Genomic DNA, 19619 nt, shown 5'->3' with positions numbered 1-19619 from the left:
GCCTTGCCCAGCTCGACCCGCAGGCCGGGCGCGGCGTCGGCCGCCACGCTGCAATCGTCCATCAGGCGCCGCGCGGTGATGCTGACCGACTTCAGCTCGGCCGCCGCCTGCGGCTGCCGGCTCGCGCCATCGGCGCTGATGGTCACGCGCAGCTGGTCCTGGTCGACCGCGAACGCGGCCCTTCCGCCGGACTGATGGGCATAGGCGCAGCGCGCCACTTCCGACACCGCGGTGGCGATGCGCACCTGGTCCTGTACCCCGTAGCCGAGCAGGCCGGCGATCTGGCGCGCGCGCTGGCGCACCGTCACCACGTCCGGCTCGCTGGCGATGCCCACCTGCAGGATGCGCGCGGAGGCCATCATGCGGCGCCCGCAATGGCCAGCACCAGCACGCTGGCGTCGTCGCGGCCGCGCGCATAATCGCGCAGCAGCACCGCGGCGATCACGGCCGGCTCGCGCAACGCCAGCCCCGGCAGCGCCGCCAGGTCCCACTGGGTGCTGATGCCGTCGCTGGCCAGGATCACCAGCGCGCCCGGCGGACAGGGGAAACTCAGTTCCTGCACCTTGCGCACGTTATGCCCGACAATGCCGTTGTGCGACATCAGCTGGCGCCGCGCGCCGTCGGCAAAGATGCAGGCGGTGATGTTGCCGATGCCGGCAAAGCGCAGCTGCTGCGCGGCCGGCTCGTAGCTGGCGATCGCCAGCGCGGCGCCGCGCGTGGGCCGCAGCGCCTCGTGGCAGCCGTGCATCAGATCGGCCGGGGTCTGGCGCGACGCCGCGGCCAGCAACTGCAGCGCCGGCAGCGCCGCCCGGGCCGCTTCCGGACCGTGACCGAGGCCATCGGCCACCATCAGCGTCAGGCTGTCGTCCCAGCGTCGCACGGCCCAGGCGTCGCCGCTTTCCTTTTCGCCGGCCAGCGGCAGGCAGACGCCGCCGGTCAGCAGCCGCGGTGGCTGCTGGGCCTGCTGCGGCTGCGCCCACAGCCGCATGAAAAACACCGCGCCGCGGCCGGCCGGCGCGTACATGTCGAATTGATCGGACAGGCGCCGCATCGCGCCCAGGCCGGTGCCCGAGGTGCCGGTGCTGGACACGCCATCGGTCATGGCGCGCTGCGGATTGGCGATGCCCGGCCCCTGGTCGATGGCCAGCACCTCGATGCAGCGCTGGGCGCCGTGGCAGACGATGGACAGCAGCATGCGGCCCTCGCCCGCATGCTTGAGGATGTTGGTGGCCGCCTCGCTGATCACGATCGCCAGCTGGCCGGCGCGCGTCTCGTTCAGGCCCAGCACGCTCGCCAGGCCCTGACCGATGCGCCGCGCCGCCGCCACGTCGCTGGCGTGGCTGATGGCGATCCACTCGGCCGGTTGCAATGAACTGCTCAGATTTTCCATTTGATAATCGCTACCGCCGTGCCGTCGCCGGGACGGGAATCTATCGTAAAGTCGTCGACCAGGCGCTTGGTGCCGCCCAGGCCCAGGCCCAGGCCGTTGCCGCTGGTGTAGCCATCGCGCAGCGCCAGTTCGATGTCGGGAATGCCGGGGCCGGTGTCGGCAAACACCAGCCGCAGGCCGCTGCGCAGGCCGTCGCGCAACCGCTCCAGCAGTACCATGCCGCCGCCGCCATACTTGATGGTGTTGCGTGCCAGCTCGCTGGCGGCGGTCACCAGCTTGGTCTGATCGACCAGGCTCAGTTTCATGTCGATGGCGTGCTCGCGCACGGCCTTGCGCACGGCAACCACGTGCTCGTCGGTTTCCAGCGGCAGCGCCTGGTGGACGTCGGCCATGGCCTGGTAGCGACTCAGCAGCAGCGACGTGTAGCGGCTGGTATCGAACGCGACGTCGTTTCTCATCAGTCGTAGCTCTTCCCGAGCAGCTTCATGCCCCGCTCAACATTTAACGCGGTTTTCACCCCCGGCAGCGTCAGGCCCAGTTCCACCAGCGTGATGGCCACGGCCGGCTGCATGCCGACCAGCACCGTCTGCGCGTCCAGCACGCGCGCCATGGCGGCGGTGTTGCTGATCATGCGGCCGATGAAGGAATCCACCAGGTCCAGCGCGGAGATGTCGATCAGCACGCCCTTGGCGTGGTCGCGCACGATGCGCTCGGTCAGATCGTCCTGCAGCGCCATGGCCAGGCGGTCGTGCATGTCGACCTGGATGGTCACCAGCAGCAGATCGCCGATGCGCAGAATAGGAATCCGTTCCATGGCGATCTCAGCTGCGGACGATGGTGGCGCCCACCCGCGCCAGCGCCACGGTGAAGGCGTCGGCCAGCGTGGCCTTGGTCACCACGTCTTCCAGGTTCACGCCCAGATGGACGATGGTCTGGGCGATCTGCGGGCGGATGCCGCTGATGATGCAGTCGGCGCCCATCAGCCGCGCGGCGGCGATGGTCTTGATCAGGTGCTGGGCCACCAGGGTGTCGACGGTCGGCACGCCGGTGATGTCGATGATGGCGATGGCCGCGCCGGTCTCGACCACTTTTTCCAGCAGGCTTTCCATCACCACCTGGCTGCGCGCGCTGTCCAGGGTGCCGATCAGCGGCAGCGCCAGGATGTCGTGCCACAGCTTGACCACCGGCGTCGACAGCTCCATCAGCTCGTGCTGCTGGCGCACGATGATCTGGTCGCGGCTCTTCTGGAACACTTCGATGGTATACAGGCCCAGCTGGTCCAACAGCGTGCTGACGCCCCAGGAGGCGTCGGCCAACACGATGGCGTCCGCCGCCAGCTCGCGCCGCAACAGCGTGAACAGCGGCTGCTTGAGCGAGAACACGAAGGTGGCGGTCTCGTTCGGCGTCGAGCCTTGGCGCGCGCGCTGGCTCGAGATCTCGTTCAGCAGGTTGCGCACTTCATCCCAGTGGCGGCCGTAGATGTCGTCGGTGCCGCCGGCGCCTATCGCGCCCGGCAACAGCGCCAGGAACTGGCTGCAATGGCGCTGCAGCTGCTGGCTGGCGGCATCGTCGCCACGGACGGACTTAGCGGCCAAATCGCCGGTCCAGCTCGTCAAAATCTCATTTTCAAATTGTTTGATCAGCGCCCCGGTGCGCTGAGCGGTCTCATTTGAATTCATCAAATCCCCGTTTAGTTTGGACACATCCGTCAACTATATATCATAGAGTCAATATTGACTTCCTATTTTCAATCGTGCGAAACGAATACCGGTTTTTGCTTGCCATCCGGGACTTTAGTGTTATAGTTCACTACAACACCACTTCATCAACACACGTAAGGGGTAATTATGTATGTGGAATGACAATGCGCCGATTTACCGGCAGCTGAAGGACAAGGTGATCGGCATGATGCTCGATGGCCTGCTGCGGCCCGGCGACGCCCTGCCCTCGGTACGGCAGATCGCCGCGGATTACCAACTCAACCCGATCACCGTCTCGCGCGCCTACCAGGAACTGGTGGACGAGACCCTGGTGGAAAAACGAAGGGGATTAGGCATGTATGTGACCGATGGCGCCCGCGACAAACTGCTGGCCAGCGAACGCGAGCGCTTCCTGCGCGAAGAATGGCCGGCCATGCTGGAACGCATCCGCCGGCTGGGGCTGGACCTGGAAGCGCTGCTGCAGCGGGGTGCGGCATGAGCGCCGTCATCACCGCGACCGGCCTGCGCAAGCAGTACGGCCGGCAGACCGCGCTGGACGGCGCCAGCTTCACGGTCGAGGCCGGCCGCATCGTCGGCCTGATCGGGCCCAACGGCTCGGGCAAGACCACCACGCTCAAAGCCCTGCTCGGCCTGACGCCGTTCGAGGGCGAGCTGTCGGTGCTGGGCCTGGACCCGCGCACCCAGCGCGAGGCGCTGATGAACGAGGTGTGCTTCATCGCCGACGTCGCCATCCTGCCGAAGTGGCTCAAGGTGAAGGAGGCGATCGCCTTCGTGGAAGGCGTGCACCCGCGCTTCAACCGCGCCAAGGCCGAGCAATACCTGGCCAACACCAAGCTGACGCCGGACATGAAAGTGAAAGCCATGTCCAAGGGCATGGTGGTGCAGCTGCACCTGGCGCTGGTGATGGCGATCGACGCCAGACTGCTGGTGCTGGACGAGCCGACGCTGGGCCTGGACATCCTGTACCGCAAGCAGTTTTACCAGAACCTGCTGGAAGACTACTTCGACGAGGACAAGACCATCCTGATCACCACCCACCAGATCGAGGAAGTCGAGCACATCCTGACCGACCTGATGTTCATCGAAAACGGCAAGATCTCGCTGGCGGCGTCGATGGAGGAAGTGGGCGAGCGCTTCACCGAGGTGATGGTCGAGCCGCAATTCGTGGCGGCCGCCAACGCCTTGCAGCCGCTGAGCCAGCGCAACGTGTTCGGCAAGGCGGTGATGCTGTTCGACGGCGTGGCCCGCCACCAGTTACAGACTTTCGGCGAACTGCGCACGCCCAGCGTTGCCGACCTGTTCGTCGCCACCATGAAAGGAACCTACGCATGAGCACCAAGCTGCGCACCATGAAATGGCTGATCCGGCGCGAAATGTGGGAACACAAGGGCATGCTGGTCTGGACCCCGGCCGTGATCGCCGGCCTGATCTTCGCGCTGGTGCTGGTGTCGATCGTGCTCGGGCACGGCGTCGGCTTCCATCCGCAGATCAACGGCACCGTGATCAACCAGGTCACCATCGAGGGCAAGATGCGGACCCAGATCGTCGCCGGCCTGGCGCAGGCTTACCTGGCGTCGGCCATGCCGGTGCTGATGGTGCTGAGCCTGATCATCTTCTTCTACTGCCTGGGCGCCCTGCACGACGAGCGGCGCGACCGCAGCCTGCTGTTCTGGAAATCGCTGCCGGTGTCGGACCTGCAGACCGTGCTGTCGAAAGTGCTGCTGGCCCTGGTGGTGGCGCCACTGATCACCATCGGCATCGGCGTGCTGCTGTCGCTGGTGATCCTGGTGGCGGCCTGCCTGGTGCTGCTGTCGCACGGCACCAACCTGTTCGGCGCGCTGCTGATGACGCCCGAGCTGTACCTGTCGCCGCTGCGGCTGGTGGGCCTGCTGCCGGTGTACATCCTGTGGGCCTTGCCGAGCGTGGGCTGGCTGCTGCTGGTGTCCAGCCTGGCGCGCTCCAAGGTGTTCCTGTGGGCGGTCGGCGTGCCGGTCATCAGCGCCCTGCTGCTGACCTGGGCCGACAAGGTGCTGCAGCTGGGCATAGACTCGCCATGGTTCGCCACCCAGGTCAGCATGCGCGCCCTGCTCAGCGTGATACCGGGCTCGTGGCTGCTGTTCGATAACATCGGCCCGCACCTGGCCGACAAGACCGACATGGCCAACACCATCTTCAACAGCGCCTGGGGCAGCCTGACCGGCGTGCGCGTCTGGCCCGGCGCGCTGGCCGGCGCGGCCATGATCGCCGCCTCGGTGTGGGTGCGCCGCCGCCATGAAGAGGCTTGAGGTGGCGCGCCGTTACCTTGCCCTGGCCGCCCTGCTGCTGCCGCTGCTGTGGCAGCAGCAGGCGCGCGCCGACGACGACGCCGGCCAGCTGGTGATCATCAACGGCACCCGCAGTCCCGAGCTGCAGCCGTACCGCTACATGCTGTCCGGGCTGGACGCCTTCGACGACCACCACGAGCTGGCGTCGAACGCCGCGCAGGTGCGCTTCCGCCTGCACAAAAAAGGCAAGGCCCCGGCCGACGCCTTCGACAGCCTGACCGTGCGCCTGCTCGGCAACGAGACCGACATTCCGCTGCCGCTGGCGGACGACCACAGCTTCGCCCTGCCGCGCAACCGCGCCGTCCCCAACCAACAATACCCCGACGACGCCCTGATCTCGTTGGAATAAGATCGGGGCCGACTTTTTTACTCGAACTGCTGGCGGAAATCGGCGAACTGGGCGGTCAGGTCGTCGATCTGGCGGCGCAGCTGGGCAACTTCCTGTTCCAGCGCGCCGATGCGGCTGCCCTGGCCGCCACCGACCGAGCCGCCCAGGCTGGCCGCGGTTTCTTCGCGCGCCAGCGCTTCTTCGCCGCCCAGCAGCTGGCCGTAACGCGGCTCCTTGGTGCCGGGCGCCAGCGGCAGCTTGGATACCAGCGGCGGGTATTTGTCGATCAGGAATTGCAGCGCCTGCTCGACGTCGGCCACCGATTTGAATTCGTGCAGACGGCCGCTGCGGGTGCGGATTTCGCCGGCGGTCTGCAACCCGCGCAGCATCAGTATCGTCAGCACCGCCAGCTTGTCCTGCTCCAGCGACCATTTGATGCGCATGCGGTGTTCGTATTTGGTCACGCGCGCGCCCGCTTGCGTGATGCCATTCACGTATTTGTTCTGCATCAGCCGCTGCAAGACTTCCGCCACCATTTCTTCCGACAGCGCCATCACCGGGTCGCGGCTCGACAGCTGATTGCAGCCGTTGACCAGCGCGTTCAGCGACAGCGGGTAGTTATCGGGCGTCAGCGCTTCCTTTTCGGCCAGCACGGCCAGCACGCGGATTTCATAGGGGTCCAGCACTTCTGCGCCATCGGGCGTTACGTCCATAGCTTGCTTCCTTATTCGACGAGCTTGTTCAATTGGGCGGAGTTCAATTTATCACAGTCGGGCACGCTCTGACACTCCAACCCCGCCGCCTTCATGGTGGCCACCAGCTGTTCGATGCGCTGTTCCTGCTTGACGGCGTTTTCGATCAGCCCGCGCAGCGCCTTGGACAAGGGGTCGTCGCCATTCGGCGTGACGCCGTAGGCGGCAAACGGATTGGCGGCGGCGCCGGCCAGCTCTTTCTGCACGATGTGGGCCGGATTGCCGACCGCGGTGGCGCCCGGCGGCACCGGCTTCAGCAGCACGGCGTTGGAGCCGACCTTGGCATAGTCGCCGACGGTAAAACCGCCCAGCACCTTGGCGCCGGCGCCGATGATCACGCCGCGTCCCAGCGTCGGGTGGCGCTTGGCGCCCGCGTGCAGCGAAGTGCCGCCCAAGGTCACGCCCTGGTAGATGGTGCAGTCGTCGCCGATCTCGGCCGTTTCGCCGATCACCACGCCGAAGCCGTGGTCGATGAACACGCGCCGGCCGATGCACGCGCCCGGATGGATTTCGATGCCGGTGACGATGCGCGCCAGGTAGGAGATGAACCGCCCCAGCCACTTCATGCGGTGCAGCCAGCACCATTGCGCCCAGCGGTGCATGACGATGGCTTGCAGCCCCGGGTAGCAGGTCAGCACTTCCCAGGTATTGCGGGCGGCGGGGTCGCGTTCGATGATGCTGTTGATGTCTTGGCGCAGGCGTTGAAACATGGCGTATCCAGTGGGGCAACCGGTGCTTTTATAGTAGCTTATCCGGCTGGTGGTTGCTGAACAGCGGCTGACTTCGGAGGGGAGTGGGAACCGGCAGCCCTCGAAGCGAGCCGCCGGGTATTGCGTCGCGCTTAGACTTCCTTGGCGAGACGCTGGCGGCGGGCTTCGTACAGACAGACGCCCGAGGCGACCGAGACGTTCAGGCTCTCGACCGAGCCGAACATCGGAATGCTGACCAGCACGTCACAGGTCTCGCGGGTCAGGCGGCGCATGCCCTCGCCTTCCGAGCCCATGACGATGGCGGTCGGGCCGCTGAAGTCGGCCTGGTACAGCCCCTTCTCGCCGTCGTCCGAGGTGCCGATCAGCCAGATGTCGCGCTCCTTCAGCTCGCGCAGGGTGCGCGCCAGGTTGGTGACGGTGATGTAGGGCACGGTCTCGGCCGCGCCACTGGCGACCTTGGCGGCGGTGGCGTTCAACCCCACCGAGCGGTCCTTGGGCGCGATCACGGCGTGCGCGCCGACGCCGTCGGCCACGCGCAGGCAGGCACCCAGGTTGTGCGGATCGGTGATGCCGTCCAGCACCAGCAGCAGCGGCGGACCGTCGATGGCGTCCAGCAGTTCGTCCAGGTTGCGCGCCAGCGACAGCTGCGAGGCAAACGCGATCACGCCCTGGTGGCGGTGGGTGCCGACGATCTTGTCCAGACGCGAGGACTCGACCGGCATCACGCGCACGCCGGCCGCCTTGGCGTTGGCGACCAGATCCTTCATGCGGCGGTCGTCACGCTGGGCGTCGACGAAAATCTCTTCCACCGATGCCGCCTCGTGCCGCAGGCGCGAGGTCACCGCGTGGAAACCAAAAATCATTTTGTTCTTGCTCATTTATCGCTTCTTCTTACTTTTAGGGGCAGCTTTGGCTGCTCTGGGTTTGGCCGCCGCCTTGGGGGCGGCAGCGGCCTTGGTGGCCTTGCCGGCCGATTTCGGTTTGGCGGCGGGCTGGGCAGCCGCTGGCGGCAGCGCCTTGATGCTCGGTCCCTTGCGCGCCGGCCTGGACGGCTCCACCGCCGGCGCCTTGCTGACCGGCTTGATGTTGGTCTTGCCGCCGCGCGCGGATTTCGATGGCGTTTCCGTCGGCGCTACAAATGCTTCGCCGGTGGCCAGGCGCAGGTCGATCTTGCGCGACTCCAGGTCCACCCGCACCACCTGCACATTGACCTGGTCGGTCAGCTGGAAACGCTTGCCGCTGCGTTCGCCTTTCAGCTCATGGCGCGCCTCGTCGTACTGGAAGTAATCCTGGCCCAGATCGGTCACGTGCACCAGCCCTTCGATGAACAGCTCGTTCAGCTGCACGAAGATGCCGAAGGTGGTCACGCCGGTAATGATGCCGGTGTATTCCTCGCCCAGCTTGTCCTGCATGTAGTAGCACTTGAGCCAGGCTTCGACGTCGCGCGAGGCTTCGTCGGCGCGGCGTTCGTTGGCCGAGCAGTGCACGCCCAGCGCATCCCACACGGTCAGGTCCTCGGCTTTCTTTTCCTTGCCCTCGGCCTTGTCCTTGGCCTGCTGCTTGCGGGTGGCGTTGGAGACATTGGTGTTCAGCACGCTGGTGTCGGACACCTTGGGCTCGTACTTCTTGCCCAGCAAAATCGCCTTGATGGCGCGGTGGGTCAGCAGGTCCGGATAGCGGCGGATCGGGCTGGTGAAGTGGGCATACGCCTCGTACGCCAGGCCGAAGTGGCCGATGTTGTCCGGCGAGTAGACCGCCTGCTGCATCGAGCGCAGCAGCATGGTCTGCAGCAGCGACGCGTCCGGACGTTCCTTGATCTGCTTCATCAGCGCGGCGTAGTCGGCCGCGGCCGGCTTGTCGCCGCCGGCCAGGTCCAGGCCCACCTGCTTGAGGAAGGTGCGCACCTGCTTCAGCTTTTCCACCGTCGGGCTGGCGTGGATGCGGTAGGTGCCCGGATGCTTGTGGCGGATCAGCAGGTCGGCCGCGCAGACGTTGGCGGTCAGCATGCACTCTTCGATCAGGCGGTGCGCGTCGTTGCGCGTACGCGGGATGATCTTTTCGATCTTGCCGTTCGGGTTGCAGACGATGTAGGTCTCGGTGGTCTCGAAGTCGATCGCGCCGCGCGCGGTGCGCGCCTTCAGCAGCGCCTGGAACACGTCGAACAGGTTCAGCAGGTGCGGCACGATGCCCGGACGGCGCGCCGCCTCCGGCCCCTTGGTGTTGCCGAGGATGTCGGCCACCTCGGTGTAGGTCAGGCGCGCGGCCGAGTGGATCACGGCCGGATAGAACTGGTAGGCCTTGATCTCGCCGGCGGCGGTGACCACCGCGTCGCACACCAGGGTCAGGCGGTCAACCGCCGGATTCAGCGAGCACAGGCCGTTGGACAGCTTTTCCGGCAGCATCGGGATCACGCGGCGCGGGAAGTACACCGAGGTGCTGCGCTGAAGCGCGTCGGCATCGAGCGCGTCGTTCGGCTTGACGTAGTGGCTGACGTCGGCAATCGCGACGATCAGGCGGTATCCCTTGCTGCGGCCGATCTTGACCGGTTCGCAGTAGACCGCGTCGTCGAAGTCGCGCGCGTCTTCACCGTCGATGGTCACCAGCGGCACGTCGCGCAGGTCGACGCGCTCGCCCCAGTCGCTTTCGCGCACGTGGTCGGGCAGCTTGTTGGCCTGGCGCAGCGCGGCGTCGGAGAAGATGTGCGGCACGCCGAACTTGCGCACGGCGATTTCGATTTCCATGCCGGGATCGTCCAGCGAGCCCAGCACTTCCACGATCTTGCCGACCGGCTGCTTGAAGCGCATCGGCTGCTCGGTCAGCTCGACGCTGACGATCTGGCCGCTCTTGGCCTTGCCGATCGATCCTTCCACCAGCACGTCCTGTTGCATGCGCTGGTCTTCCGGCGCCACGATCCAGGCGCCGTTTTCGTTCAGCAGGCGGCCGATGATGTGGGTGTTGGCGCGCTGCGTGACTTCGACGATGGTGCCTTCGGCGCGGCCGCGGCGGTCGACGCCGACGATCTTGGCCAGCACGCGGTCGCCATGCAGCACTTTCTGCATTTCCTTCTCTGGCAGGAACAGGTCTTCGCCCGGTTCGTCCGGGATCACGAAGCCGAAGCCGTCGCGGTGGCTGCTGACGCGGCCGGCGATGAAGCCGGTCTCACTGGCCAGCGTGTACTGACCGCTGTCATCGATGACGATCTGGCCGTCGCGCTGCATCGCGTTCAGACGGCGCGACAGGATCGCCTGCGCCTCGGTGCCGACTTTCAGCGATTTCGACAGGGCGCGCAGGTCTAACGGGCCTTTGGCGCTGCGGAAGATGCCGAGAATTTCCTCCCGGCTGGGAATGGTATAAGTAGCTTGGTTCAAAAGTTTTCTTATTTTTTCAGTGTTTAGCATATATATGGCATGACGACAGGCGTAGTGTACTTGGAAACGCCTGGCTTGACTAATTCATGCCGGAATCGGGGACGGCCCAAAATAATTTATGGTGGGCATTTGACATCGCGCGGGAATCCTCTATAATTCTGGTCTCTCGCAGCGCAAGCGGCGGGATCTGCAAGACAGGGTGGATGTGCAGTAAGGAATGTCAAAGTTCATCTGGCGCGAAACTCTCCCGGTCGATATAATAGCAGAGTTGTTCAGCAGTATCGTTGCCCACGTGGCGGAATTGGTAGACGCGCATGGTTCAGGTCCATGTGCCGCGAGGTGTGGGGGTTCGAGTCCCTCCGTGGGCACCAAAAATTCCGTAGAAAAGCCTCCTCCGGGAGGCTTTTTTATTTGTTGCAAAAAACAAGTCGCCCGCCCTTGACGGCGTGTTGCCTGTCCCGTAAGATGCTGGCCTCTGACGCAATCAACGGCGACAGAAAATCAGCAAGCAGTACTATGCCCACGTGGCGGAATTGGTAGACGCGCATGGTTCAGGTCCATGTGCCGCGAGGTGTGGGGGTTCGAGTCCCTCCGTGGGCACCAAAAATTCCGTGAAAAAGCTTCCTTCGGGAAGCTTTTTTCATTTCAGCGTCTGCAAATATTCTGCGTATTTGCCGCTGTCCTTCAGCTTCTTCAATCCCCGGTTGAACAGCGCCAGATAGCGCTCATTGTCGCCGCCGCGCCTGTTCAGCAGCAGATGGTAGCGCGTGGTGTTGAACGGGCGCGGGTCCCAGGTGATCAAAGCCGCCTGCTCCGGCGTCAGCGTGGTGCGCATGATTTCGCGGCCCGCATTCAGATCCGCCGGGAATACGTCGAAGCGCCCCGCCGCCAGCTTGCGGAAGTTCAGCTCGTCGCTGGGCGCGGTGCGGTCGATGGTGATGTCCTTGTGGCCGGCGAACAGATAGTCGTAGCCGGCGGTGCCGCCCATGCGCACGCCGGCCAGCCGGTCGAAGCTGGTCCAGCGGAACGGATAACGCTTCAGATGGAAAAACACCGACTGGCCCTCGAACACCACGTCGCTGTAGTGGTAGCGGCGCTCGCGCTCACCCGCCAGGCCAGGCCCGGACTCGCTCCACAAGATGGTGCCGTTGGCGCCACCGCTGTCGCCTTCGATGAACGCCCGGTTCCAGGGACGGAAGACATAACGCACCTGCACGCCTTCGAGGGCGAAGGCTTCGGTGATGATGCGGGTCAGCGGACCGTAATGCGGCAGCTTCTCGGAAATGTACGGCTGCCATTCGCCACTGGTCAGCGTGATGGTGTCGGCCGCGCGGGCGGCAAGGGGCAGCAAAAGCGCGCCAGCCGCAACCAGCACGCGGCAAGAGACAGACATGGCGCAGCGTTCGAACATGGGAAAGCGCTATTATGCTGCAACTCGTTGTCACGCGTCCGATGACCGAAAATGAAATTATTTCAGGAAAGCAGCATTTGACCCTTGACGAGGTATCACCCCTCCCGTAAGATGCTGGCCTCTGACGCAAACAACGCAGCAGAGAAAAGCAGCAAAACAGTATCAGTGCCCACGTGGCGGAATTGGTAGACGCGCATGGTTCAGGTCCATGTGCCGCGAGGTGTGGGGGTTCGAGTCCCTCCGTGGGCACCAAAAATTCCGCAAAGCCAGCGCAAGCCGGCCGAGTTTGAACATACTGTGATGATGCAATGCCCACGTGGCGGAATTGGTAGACGCGCATGGTTCAGGTCCATGTGCCGCAAGGTGTGGGGGTTCGAGTCCCTCCGTGGGCACCAAGAATTCCGCAAAAAAGCCGCAGACTTTAACGAGTCTGCGGCTTTTTTCATTTCGGCCGCCGCTCCCTGCACGAGCTCAGTGGTGCGCCAGCAGGCCGAGACGAATCAGGCTGTCCGCAGACGCCAGGATGGCCTCCTCGCGGGAGCGCGGCGACCAGCCCAGCACGCGCCGCGCCTTGTCGCCGGAGGCGTTCAGGTTCACACCCAGCAGCGGCACCATGCCGCGCAGCGCGGGATTGCGCAGCGCGGCCAGGCGCACCATCCAATTCGGCAACGTCCGCGTCGGTACGCGGCCGGCGGCCGCGCCGAGGTGTTCGCGCAGCACGCGGGCGATGTCGATCATCCACAGGCTGTCGCCGGCGGTGGCGAGGAAGCGCTCGCCTTTGGCCGCCGGGTCGCGCATGGCGCGCAGGTGCAGGTCGGCCACGTCGCGCACGTCCACCACGCAGGTATTCACTTTCGGGCAGCCGGGCATGCCCACCAACATGTTGCGGATCAGCCGGATCGAATGCGAATAATCCGCCCCCAGCGCCGGGCCCAGCACCGTGACCGGATTGATCGCGCTGAGTTCCAGGCCGTCGCCCTCGCCTGCCACGAAATCCCAGGCGGCGCGCTCGGCCAAGGTCTTGGAACGCTGGTAAGGCCAGAGGGGCGCGTCCAGATTGCTCCAGTCGCTCTCGTTGAACGGACGGAGCTTCGGCGCGTGGCCGACGCCGATCGCACCGAAGGCGGAGGTCAGCACCACGCGCTTCACGCCGGCGTCGCGCGCCGCGCGCAGCACGCGCAAGTTGCCGTCCACGGCGGGACGCACCCACGCGTCCTCGCTGACCTGATCGCCCGAGGGCGTGGGCGAGGCGCCATGCAGCACGTAGGCGCAGCCCGCTGCGGCGCGCGCCCAGCCGCTATCGCTTTCCAGCTCCGCGGCGACGAAGGACAGGCGGACGCCGGCGTCGACGCCGCCGGCTCTGAGGTTGGCGCGCACCTCGGCTTCGCGCGCCAACGAGCGGACGGTGGCGCGCACGCGGTAGCCGGCGTTCAACAGTGCCAGCATACAGTGCTGCGCGATAAAGCCGGTGCCACCGGTGACCAGTACAAGTTGTTCGTTCATGTGTGCTCCATGGTGATGTCAGCTCGCCATGGTAAGGCAGACATTCGGATGATGAATGCTCTAAAATGCGAATTACTTGCGCAATCATCCCGATATGAGTAACGATCCCTTTTCCGATATTCTCAAGCTGGCCAATGCCGAACCGGTGGTGACCGGCGGCTTCAGCGCCGGCGGCGACTGGGCGCTGCACTTTCCCGCGCGCGACAAAATCAAGTTCTTCGCCGTGGTGAAGGGCCGCTGCTGGGTGCACCTGGACGGCGAACCGGCACCGCTGCAGTTCAGCGCCGGCGATGTCGGACTGCTGGCGGTGCCGCGTTCGTTCGTGATGTGCAGCGCCCCGGGTCTGGCCGCGCTGGATGCGCACGCGCTGTTTTCCGGCGCCGGCCGCAGCACCGTGCAGCTGGGCGACGGCGGCGAATTCACGCAGATCGGCGGCCATGTGGAGCTGGATCCGGTGCGCGGGCGGCTGCTGGCGGATGTGCTGCCGCCATGGATACAGATCCGCGCCGACACGCCGCACGCCAGGGTGTTCGGCCTGCTGCTGGACCAACTGGTGGACGAGAAGGCGACGCAACAGCCCGGCACGCAGCTGGCGTCCGCCCAGTTGACGCAGCTGCTGTTCATCCAGATCCTGCGCGCCCACTTGCGGTCGGGCGCGCCAATGCCGTCCGGCTGGCTGCGCGCGCTGGCCCATCCGCGCATCGCGCCGGCGCTGCGGCTGATGCACGCCGAACCCGGCCGCGCATGGCGACTGGAGGACCTGGCGGCGGCCTGCGCCATGTCGCGCACCACGTTCGCCGCCCATTTCACGGCAACGGCCGGCGTGGCGCCGCTGACCTACCTGACACAATGGCGCATGCGCCTGGCGGAACGGGCGCTGCGCGAGGAAAACCGGCCCGTGGCGCTGATTGCCGGCGCACTGGGCTATACCTCGGAGAGCGCGTTCAGCAACGCCTTCAAGCGCGTGACCGGGCTGTCGCCACGCGCGTACCGCCAAGCCGGCGCGACCTGATGATCACAGCGCCGCCTTGACCGCGTCCGGCAGTGTCGTCGTCTTGTGACCGATCAACTTGCCGAGCACCCCGCTGTCGTCGAACAGTGCGCCCCTCGCCGCCTGCGCATCGGAATCGGCCACCAGCTCGGCGAGCGGCACCGGCAGGCCGACGTTGACCAGCAGGTCGCGGTACGCCTGCTGCGGCAGGTCGTGGAACGGGATATGCTTGCCGGTCTGGCGCGAGACTTCCGCCGCCAGCTCGGCCAGCGTGAACGCCGTATCGCCGGCCAGCTCATACACCGGTTCCGGCGCCGCGCTGGTCAGTACCCTGGCCGCCGCCTCCGCGTAGTCAGCGCGCGCCGCCGCCGCGATGCGGCCCTCGCCCGCGCCGCCGGCCAGCGCGCCATGCGCCACCGCGGCGCCCAAGCTGCCGGTATAATTTTCCATGTACCACCCGTTGCGCAGTAGCGTATACGCCAGACCGGAAGCGCGCACCGCTTCCTCGGTGGCGCGGTGCTCCGCCGCCAAGCCCAGGGTGGAATGGTCGGCATGCAGCACGCTGGTGTAGGCCAGCAGGCCGACCTTGGCGCGCACGGCCGCGTCAATGGCGTTGCGGTGCTGTGTGACACGGTTGCCCAGGTCATTGGACGAGATCAGCAGCACTTTGCTCGCGCCCGCGAAGGCGGCGTCCAGCGAGGCCGGATCGTTGTAGTCGGCGCGGCGCACCTGCACGCCTTGCGCCGCCAGGTCGGCCGCCTTGGCCGGATCGCGCACGGCGGCCACGATCTGCGATGCGGGCGTGGTGGCGAGCAGCCGGGCAATCACCAGGCGGCCCAGCTGGCCGGTAGCGGCGGTAACGATAATCATGGAGTTCTCCTTGGGTTTGAATGAGTGGGGCCATCATATCGGCTATACTTACGATTTGTAAGTACGTACAAATTAGTAAGTATCCCGGGAGTTCGCCATGAAGGACAGCAAGACCCTGCGCGCCGCCATCGCCGCGCGCAACGAGGAAGCGCGCCGCGGCCAGGTGATGCTGGCCGATTGCCCGTCGCGCGCCGTGCTCGGCCACATCACCAGCCGCTGGGGCGTGCTGGTGCTGGTGATGCTGCTGGAGCGCACCCACCGCTTCAGCGAACTGCGGCGCGCGGTCGGCGGCGTCAGCGAAAAGATGCTGGCCCAGACGCTGGACGCCCTCGTCCACGACGGCCTGGTCTTGCGCGTGGCCCACCAGGTGGTGCCGCCGCACGTCGAGTACAGCCTGACGCCGCTGGGCCGTCAGGCTGCCGAGCGGCTGGAAGTGCTGGTCGACTGGATCGAGGAGAATTTCCCGCTGATCAAACAGGCGCAGGACGCCGCCGCACTGAACGCCGCATAACGCCGCCCGTTGCCGATCATCTTGTAATACACTGACTGCACGCCGCACTGCGGAGCTGAGCCAGTCAGACATGATGCCGCCGTTCTCTTCCGATCAGCCGCAAACCATCCTGCTTGTCGCCGGCGCGGCCTACGATGCGGATCCCTTGCGGCGGCTGCTGGCGCGCCATCATTTCGAGGTGCGCGCGGTCAGCCGCGGCGATGCGGCGCTGGCCGCCGTGCGCGAAGGCCACGTGGCGCTGGTGCTGCTCGACGTCGCGCTGGCCGGCAGCGCCAGCCTGGAGCTGTGTCCGCGCCTGCGGCACGCCAGCGCGCGGCCGCTGCCGGTATTCCTGCTGTCCGCCCATCCCGACGAAGACGAGCGCGCGCTGGCCGGCGCCGCCGGCGCGGCCGCCTATCTGCCGCTCAGCTTCGATAGCGAAGACCTGGCCGAAAAAGTCTTGCTGCAGCTGCAAGTGATCCGCCCCGCGCCGGTGCTGGCCGGCATGCCGACCATGGCCACGCTGGAGGTCAATTACCACACCATGCTGGCCGGCTCGCCGGACGCCATCATGCTATTGCAACGCGGCAACAACCGCGTGCTGGACGTCAACCGCCGCGCGCGCCAGTTGTTCGGCATGACCGAAACCGAACTGCTGCAAACCGATTTGCTGCAGCTGTGCCCGCCACTGCAACCGGACGGCCAGCCCAGCGGGCAGGTGCTGGACACCCTGCTGGAGCGCATCATGGCCGGCGACATCCAGATGTTCGAGCTGGAGATGCGCCACAGCTCGGGCCGCGCCATCGCCGGCGAGCTGCGCATGGTGCCGCTGACCACCGCCGAGCACCGGCTGATGCACGTGCGCATCGTCGACATCACCGCGCGCAAGCTGGCCACGGCCCTGCGCGACGGCAAGAACGCGCTGCTGGAAATGATCGCGCGCGGCGCGCCGCTGGCCGACACCCTGGACAAGCTGGTGCGCCTGATCGAAGGCCAGCTGGATGGCGGCTATTGCACCGTCATGCTGCTGAATCCGGACGGCGTCACGGTACAGGCCGCCACCGGCCCCAGCATGCCGCCGGCTTACCTGGCGGCGCTGAACGGCCTGCCGATCGGCCCGGCGGCGGGTTCCTGCGGCACCGCCATGTTCCGCAGGGAGACCGTGATCGTCAGCGACATCCTCAACGATCCGCTGTGGGCGCCCTACCGCAACGCCGCCGCCCACTACGGCCTGCGCGCCTGCTGGTCGATGCCGATTTTGCTGGACCAGGACACGGTGTTGGGCTCGTTCGCGATGTACTACAAGGAAGTGCGCACGCCGGACGAGGAAGACCGTCGTTTGATCGGCGCCGCCACCCATCTGGCCGGCATCGCCATCGCCCATACGCGACGCGAAAAGGAATTGCAGCGCCACCGCGAACATCTGGAAGAACTGGTTTCGGCCCGCACCGCCGAGCTGCGCGCCGCCAAGGAGGACGCCGAACACGCCAACGAGGAATTGACGACCGCGCTGGACAACCTCAGCATGACCCAGGATGAACTGGTGCGGCGCGACAAGCTGGCCGCGCTGGGCGCGCTGGTGGCCGGCGTCGCGCACGAACTGAGCACGCCGATCAGCAACAGCCTGGTCATGGCCAGCAGCATGAGCGAGCGCACCGCCGCGCTGCACCGCGGGCTGGAGGCCGGCCTGCGGCGCTCCGAACTGGAAACCTATCTGCAGCAGGCTGTCGCGGCCGACGAGGTGGTGTTGCGCAACCTGAACCGCGCGGTGGCGCTGATGACCAGCTTCAAACGCATCGCCGTCGATGGCGGCGGCAGCCAGCGCAGCCGATTCGTGCTGGGCGACCTGGTGGCCGAACTGCTGGCGGCGGTGCAGGCCGAGGTGCGCCGGCGCGGCCTGGAACTGATCGAGGATGTCGACCACTGGCTGGAAATGGACAGCTATCCCGGCCCGCTGACCCAGGCGCTGCAACACCTGATCGAAAACAGCCTGGTGCACGGTTTCGACGAGCGGCCGCGCGACGGCCGCGGCAGCATCACGCTGTCCGCCCACGACAGCGGCAACGGCGAAATTGCCATCACTCTCAGCGACACCGGCGCCGGCATCGCGGCCAAGCACCTGCCGCGCATCTACGATCCGTTCTTCACCACCCGTCTCGGCGCCGGCGGTTCGGGCCTGGGGTTGTATATTACCCACAACATCATCACCGGCGTGCTGGGCGGCCGCATCGAGGCGGCCAGCACGCCAGGCCAGGGCGCCAGCTTCATGTTGCGCCTGCCGCGCGTCGCCCCCCTGTAAGTTTTTCTCCGCGCCGCAAATGTTGCGGTCGTATAATTGTTGGTATCAGACCGGCAAACAGCCGGCCGCTAGCGGAGACACGCTGACATGGTCCCCAATCCCGACCCGTCCAGAACCATCAAGGTGGCGCCCTTGCGCTGCGAATTTTGCGATCCGGCCATCGAGCAGGAATTCCTGCGCCACCATCTGGCCATGACGCAGGCGCAACTGCGCGTGACCTTTCTGTTCTGCTCCTTGTTCTACCTGTGTTTCGCGCTGACCGACGTGATCTGGGTCGGCTACAGCCTCAAGACCGGCCTGCTGATCGGCGCGCGGCTGCTGGTGGCCGGGGTGGTGCTGGTCTGCCTGGCGATGCTGGAGCGGCGGCCGAACGCCATCCCGTTCACCCGGGTGGCGGCGAATATCGTCGAAGTGGCCGGCGCGGCCGGCTTCCTGCTGATCGCCGCGCTGCGGCCGGCGGAATTCTCGCTGCACGCGATTTCGATGTCCATCGTCATCATCGTCATCTACATCTACATCCCCAACCGGCTGCTGTACGCGGCGGCGATCGCCGCCCTGTCGACGCTGCTGTTCATCCTGCTGGCGTGGCGCCTGGGCGGCCTGCCGACGGCGGAACTGGCCACCATGGCGGCGCTGCTACTGCTCGGCAACCTGTTCGGCTACGTGGCGGCGCGGCGCTACCAGATGCTGTGGCGGGTCGAATTCAGCGCCCAGATCGTGCTGAAAAACCTGTCCATCCGCGATCCGCTGACCGGCTGCTACAACCGCCGCTACCTGCACGAACAGCTGTTGGAAACCGAAATCTCGCGCGCCCAGCGCTACCGGCTGAGCCTGACGGTCATCATGTGCGACCTCGACCATTTCAAGGCCGTCAACGATACCTACGGCCACCACGGCGGCGACGCGGTGCTGCAGCGCTTTGCCGCGCTGCTGCTGTCCATGACCCGCGACAGCATCGACAGCGTGGTGCGCTACGGCGGCGAGGAATTCCTGCTGATCCTGCCGGAAACCGACCTCGCCGGCGGCGAGCTGCTGGCCGAGCGCCTGCGCCAGCAGCTGGAAGCGACCGTGGTCGAACACGAGGACCAGCGCATCAGCATCACCGCCAGCTTCGGCGTGGCCAGCATCGATTTTGCCAGCGCCGGGCACGACGCCCACCTCAACATGATCGCAGCCGCCGACGATTTGCTGTACGCTGCGAAAAACGGCGGCCGCAATCGCGTCTGCACCAGACAATTGGCATGAACATGAAACGATTAACATACGCATCCGCCCTGCTGCTGGCCCTCTGCTGCGTGAACCTGACCGCCGCGCCGGCGCCTTGGTGGAAATGGCGCAGCAAGGTCGACGGCCAGCTGGTCTGCTCGCAAACGCCGCTGGGTGACGGCTGGGAAAAGGCTTATGGCCCGTTCAAGGACCCCCATTGCGAAAACCTGATCGTTAGAAGATAATTAATTACAAG

Annotated in this window: 21 protein-coding genes and 4 tRNA genes; 13 read left to right on the top strand and 12 right to left on the bottom strand. The window is 66.0% G+C overall.

Annotated elements, in window-relative coordinates:
• The 5 genes from E4L98_RS22820 to E4L98_RS22800 form a co-directional block, all read right to left on the bottom strand.
• Positions 1-362, bottom strand: a 362-nt coding sequence (locus E4L98_RS22820; RefSeq protein WP_503826145.1) for an ATP-binding protein, incomplete at its 3' end; no start/stop codon positions are given.
• Complete coding sequence (locus tag E4L98_RS22815) at positions 359-1390, bottom strand: ATP-binding SpoIIE family protein phosphatase (protein WP_135203830.1); 1032 nt, start codon at positions 1388-1390, stop codon at positions 359-361. The genes E4L98_RS22820 and E4L98_RS22815, both read right to left, overlap by 4 nt.
• Entirely contained in the window at positions 1378-1782 is a 405-nt protein-coding gene (locus tag E4L98_RS22810) for an anti-sigma regulatory factor (RefSeq protein ID WP_135203835.1), read from the bottom strand. Before E4L98_RS22810 ends, E4L98_RS22815 begins: the two co-directional genes overlap by 13 nt.
• Before the next feature lie 65 nt (positions 1783-1847).
• Complete coding sequence (locus tag E4L98_RS22805; RefSeq protein ID WP_135203829.1) at positions 1848-2204, bottom strand: STAS domain-containing protein; 357 nt, start codon at positions 2202-2204, stop codon at positions 1848-1850.
• Positions 2205-2211: 7 nt separating this feature from the next.
• Positions 2212-3069, bottom strand: a complete 858-nt coding sequence (locus tag E4L98_RS22800; RefSeq protein WP_135203828.1) for an STAS domain-containing protein — start codon at positions 3067-3069, stop codon at positions 2212-2214.
• A gap of 172 nt (positions 3070-3241) precedes the next feature.
• Between E4L98_RS22800 and E4L98_RS22795 the strand changes: the two genes are divergently transcribed.
• From E4L98_RS22795 to E4L98_RS30850, 4 genes are read left to right on the top strand one after another with little or no spacing between them, the layout of a single operon-like run.
• Positions 3242-3589, top strand: a complete 348-nt coding sequence (locus E4L98_RS22795; protein ID WP_135203827.1) for a GntR family transcriptional regulator — start codon at positions 3242-3244, stop codon at positions 3587-3589.
• Positions 3586-4443 carry an ABC transporter ATP-binding protein gene (locus E4L98_RS22790; RefSeq protein WP_135203826.1) on the top strand — a complete coding sequence of 286 codons (858 nt, stop codon included), beginning with the start codon at positions 3586-3588 and terminating at the stop codon, positions 4441-4443. The genes E4L98_RS22795 and E4L98_RS22790 overlap by 4 nt, the downstream gene beginning before the upstream one ends.
• Positions 4440-5396: a hypothetical protein gene (locus E4L98_RS22785; protein WP_229257520.1), complete on the top strand. Its 957-nt coding sequence runs from the start codon at positions 4440-4442 to the stop codon at positions 5394-5396. Before E4L98_RS22790 ends, E4L98_RS22785 begins: the two co-directional genes overlap by 4 nt.
• Complete coding sequence (locus E4L98_RS30850) at positions 5383-5784, top strand: hypothetical protein (protein WP_229257519.1); 402 nt, start codon at positions 5383-5385, stop codon at positions 5782-5784. Before E4L98_RS22785 ends, E4L98_RS30850 begins: the two co-directional genes overlap by 14 nt.
• 17 nt (positions 5785-5801) lie before the next feature.
• Here the strand turns inward: E4L98_RS30850 and E4L98_RS22775 are convergent, their stop codons facing one another.
• From E4L98_RS22775 to rnr, 4 genes are all read right to left on the bottom strand, one after another.
• Complete coding sequence (locus E4L98_RS22775) at positions 5802-6476, bottom strand: YceH family protein (protein WP_135203825.1); 675 nt, start codon at positions 6474-6476, stop codon at positions 5802-5804.
• A gap of 11 nt (positions 6477-6487) precedes the next feature.
• Positions 6488-7225 carry a serine O-acetyltransferase gene (gene cysE, locus E4L98_RS22770; RefSeq protein WP_135203824.1) on the bottom strand — a complete coding sequence of 246 codons (738 nt, stop codon included), beginning with the start codon at positions 7223-7225 and terminating at the stop codon, positions 6488-6490.
• Between the two features lie 131 nt (positions 7226-7356).
• Complete coding sequence (gene rlmB / locus E4L98_RS22765) at positions 7357-8088, bottom strand: 23S rRNA (guanosine(2251)-2'-O)-methyltransferase RlmB (RefSeq protein ID WP_205746812.1); 732 nt, start codon at positions 8086-8088, stop codon at positions 7357-7359.
• Positions 8089-8103: 15 nt separating this feature from the next.
• On the bottom strand, positions 8104-10593 hold the full coding sequence (rnr, locus tag E4L98_RS22760) for a ribonuclease R (protein WP_135203822.1): 2490 nt from the start codon (positions 10591-10593) through the stop codon (positions 8104-8106).
• 286 nt (positions 10594-10879) lie between these two features.
• On the opposite strand from rnr, the gene E4L98_RS22755 reads away from it, so the two are divergent.
• Both E4L98_RS22755 and E4L98_RS22750 read left to right on the top strand, forming a co-directional pair.
• A tRNA-Leu gene (locus E4L98_RS22755) sits at positions 10880-10964 on the top strand.
• Between the two features lie 147 nt (positions 10965-11111).
• Positions 11112-11196 (top strand) — tRNA-Leu (locus E4L98_RS22750).
• Between the two features lie 37 nt (positions 11197-11233).
• Here the strand turns inward: E4L98_RS22750 and E4L98_RS22745 are convergent.
• Positions 11234-11944: a substrate-binding periplasmic protein gene (locus E4L98_RS22745; protein ID WP_167761422.1), complete on the bottom strand. Its 711-nt coding sequence runs from the start codon at positions 11942-11944 to the stop codon at positions 11234-11236.
• A gap of 227 nt (positions 11945-12171) precedes the next feature.
• Between E4L98_RS22745 and E4L98_RS22740 the strand changes: the two genes are divergently transcribed.
• Positions 12172-12256 (top strand) — tRNA-Leu (locus tag E4L98_RS22740).
• Between the two features lie 58 nt (positions 12257-12314).
• Positions 12315-12399, top strand: a tRNA-Leu gene (locus tag E4L98_RS22735).
• 76 nt (positions 12400-12475) lie between these two features.
• On the opposite strand, the gene E4L98_RS22730 is transcribed toward E4L98_RS22735, so the two are convergent.
• Entirely contained in the window at positions 12476-13507 is a 1032-nt protein-coding gene (locus E4L98_RS22730; protein WP_135203820.1) for an SDR family oxidoreductase, read from the bottom strand.
• Between the two features lie 94 nt (positions 13508-13601).
• Between E4L98_RS22730 and E4L98_RS22725 the strand changes: the two genes are divergently transcribed.
• Complete coding sequence (locus tag E4L98_RS22725; protein WP_135203819.1) at positions 13602-14519, top strand: AraC family transcriptional regulator; 918 nt, start codon at positions 13602-13604, stop codon at positions 14517-14519.
• A 3-nt stretch (positions 14520-14522) separates the two neighbouring features.
• Here the strand turns inward: E4L98_RS22725 and E4L98_RS22720 are convergent, their stop codons facing one another.
• On the bottom strand, positions 14523-15368 hold the full coding sequence (locus E4L98_RS22720; protein ID WP_135203818.1) for an SDR family oxidoreductase: 846 nt from the start codon (positions 15366-15368) through the stop codon (positions 14523-14525).
• A 97-nt stretch (positions 15369-15465) separates the two neighbouring features.
• Between E4L98_RS22720 and E4L98_RS22715 the strand changes: the two genes are divergently transcribed.
• From E4L98_RS22715 to E4L98_RS22700, 4 genes are all read left to right on the top strand, one after another.
• Complete coding sequence (locus E4L98_RS22715; protein WP_135203817.1) at positions 15466-15879, top strand: winged helix-turn-helix transcriptional regulator; 414 nt, start codon at positions 15466-15468, stop codon at positions 15877-15879.
• Positions 15880-15949: 70 nt separating this feature from the next.
• Positions 15950-18157 carry an ATP-binding protein gene (locus tag E4L98_RS22710; RefSeq protein WP_135203816.1) on the top strand — a complete coding sequence of 736 codons (2208 nt, stop codon included), beginning with the start codon at positions 15950-15952 and terminating at the stop codon, positions 18155-18157.
• Between the two features lie 87 nt (positions 18158-18244).
• Positions 18245-19402, top strand: coding sequence for a GGDEF domain-containing protein (locus tag E4L98_RS22705; RefSeq protein ID WP_167761421.1), 1158 nt, complete (start codon positions 18245-18247; stop codon positions 19400-19402).
• A gap of 2 nt (positions 19403-19404) precedes the next feature.
• A complete protein-coding gene (locus E4L98_RS22700) occupies positions 19405-19608 on the top strand; it encodes a hypothetical protein (protein WP_135203815.1) in 204 nt (67 codons plus the stop codon).
• Positions 19609-19619: the final 11 nt, after the last annotated feature.

Source organism: Duganella callida (assembly GCF_004614165.1).
GTDB classification, from domain to species: domain Bacteria; phylum Pseudomonadota; class Gammaproteobacteria; order Burkholderiales; family Burkholderiaceae_D; genus Rugamonas; species Rugamonas callida.
Note: the sequence above shows the minus strand (reverse complement) of the source record. Positions and strands in the feature narration are given on the sequence as shown.

Bases quoted from the DNA above. Each gene is read 5' to 3' on its own strand.
- E4L98_RS22700 (WP_135203815.1), top strand. From the start codon at position 19,405: ATGAAACGATTAACATACGCATCCGCCCTGCTGCTGGCCCTCTGCTGC.
- E4L98_RS22805 (WP_135203829.1), bottom strand. From the start codon at position 2,204: ATGGAACGGATTCCTATTCTGCGCATCGGCGATCTGCTGCTGGTGACC.
- E4L98_RS22815 (WP_135203830.1), bottom strand. From the start codon at position 1,390: ATGGAAAATCTGAGCAGTTCATTGCAACCGGCCGAGTGGATCGCCATC.
- E4L98_RS22785 (WP_229257520.1), top strand. From the start codon at position 4,440: ATGAGCACCAAGCTGCGCACCATGAAATGGCTGATCCGGCGCGAAATG.
- E4L98_RS22795 (WP_135203827.1), top strand. From the start codon at position 3,242: ATGTGGAATGACAATGCGCCGATTTACCGGCAGCTGAAGGACAAGGTG.
- cysE (WP_135203824.1), bottom strand. From the start codon at position 7,225: ATGTTTCAACGCCTGCGCCAAGACATCAACAGCATCATCGAACGCGAC.
- E4L98_RS22710 (WP_135203816.1), top strand. From the start codon at position 15,950: ATGATGCCGCCGTTCTCTTCCGATCAGCCGCAAACCATCCTGCTTGTC.
- E4L98_RS22725 (WP_135203819.1), top strand. From the start codon at position 13,602: ATGAGTAACGATCCCTTTTCCGATATTCTCAAGCTGGCCAATGCCGAA.
- E4L98_RS22800 (WP_135203828.1), bottom strand. From the start codon at position 3,069: ATGAATTCAAATGAGACCGCTCAGCGCACCGGGGCGCTGATCAAACAA.
- E4L98_RS22790 (WP_135203826.1), top strand. From the start codon at position 3,586: ATGAGCGCCGTCATCACCGCGACCGGCCTGCGCAAGCAGTACGGCCGG.
- E4L98_RS30850 (WP_229257519.1), top strand. From the start codon at position 5,383: ATGAAGAGGCTTGAGGTGGCGCGCCGTTACCTTGCCCTGGCCGCCCTG.
- E4L98_RS22810 (WP_135203835.1), bottom strand. From the start codon at position 1,782: ATGGCCGACGTCCACCAGGCGCTGCCGCTGGAAACCGACGAGCACGTG.
- E4L98_RS22705 (WP_167761421.1), top strand. From the start codon at position 18,245: ATGGTCCCCAATCCCGACCCGTCCAGAACCATCAAGGTGGCGCCCTTG.
- E4L98_RS22730 (WP_135203820.1), bottom strand. From the start codon at position 13,507: ATGAACGAACAACTTGTACTGGTCACCGGTGGCACCGGCTTTATCGCG.
- rlmB (WP_205746812.1), bottom strand. From the start codon at position 8,088: ATGATTTTTGGTTTCCACGCGGTGACCTCGCGCCTGCGGCACGAGGCG.
- E4L98_RS22715 (WP_135203817.1), top strand. From the start codon at position 15,466: ATGAAGGACAGCAAGACCCTGCGCGCCGCCATCGCCGCGCGCAACGAG.
- E4L98_RS22775 (WP_135203825.1), bottom strand. From the start codon at position 6,476: ATGGACGTAACGCCCGATGGCGCAGAAGTGCTGGACCCCTATGAAATC.
- E4L98_RS22720 (WP_135203818.1), bottom strand. From the start codon at position 15,368: ATGATTATCGTTACCGCCGCTACCGGCCAGCTGGGCCGCCTGGTGATT.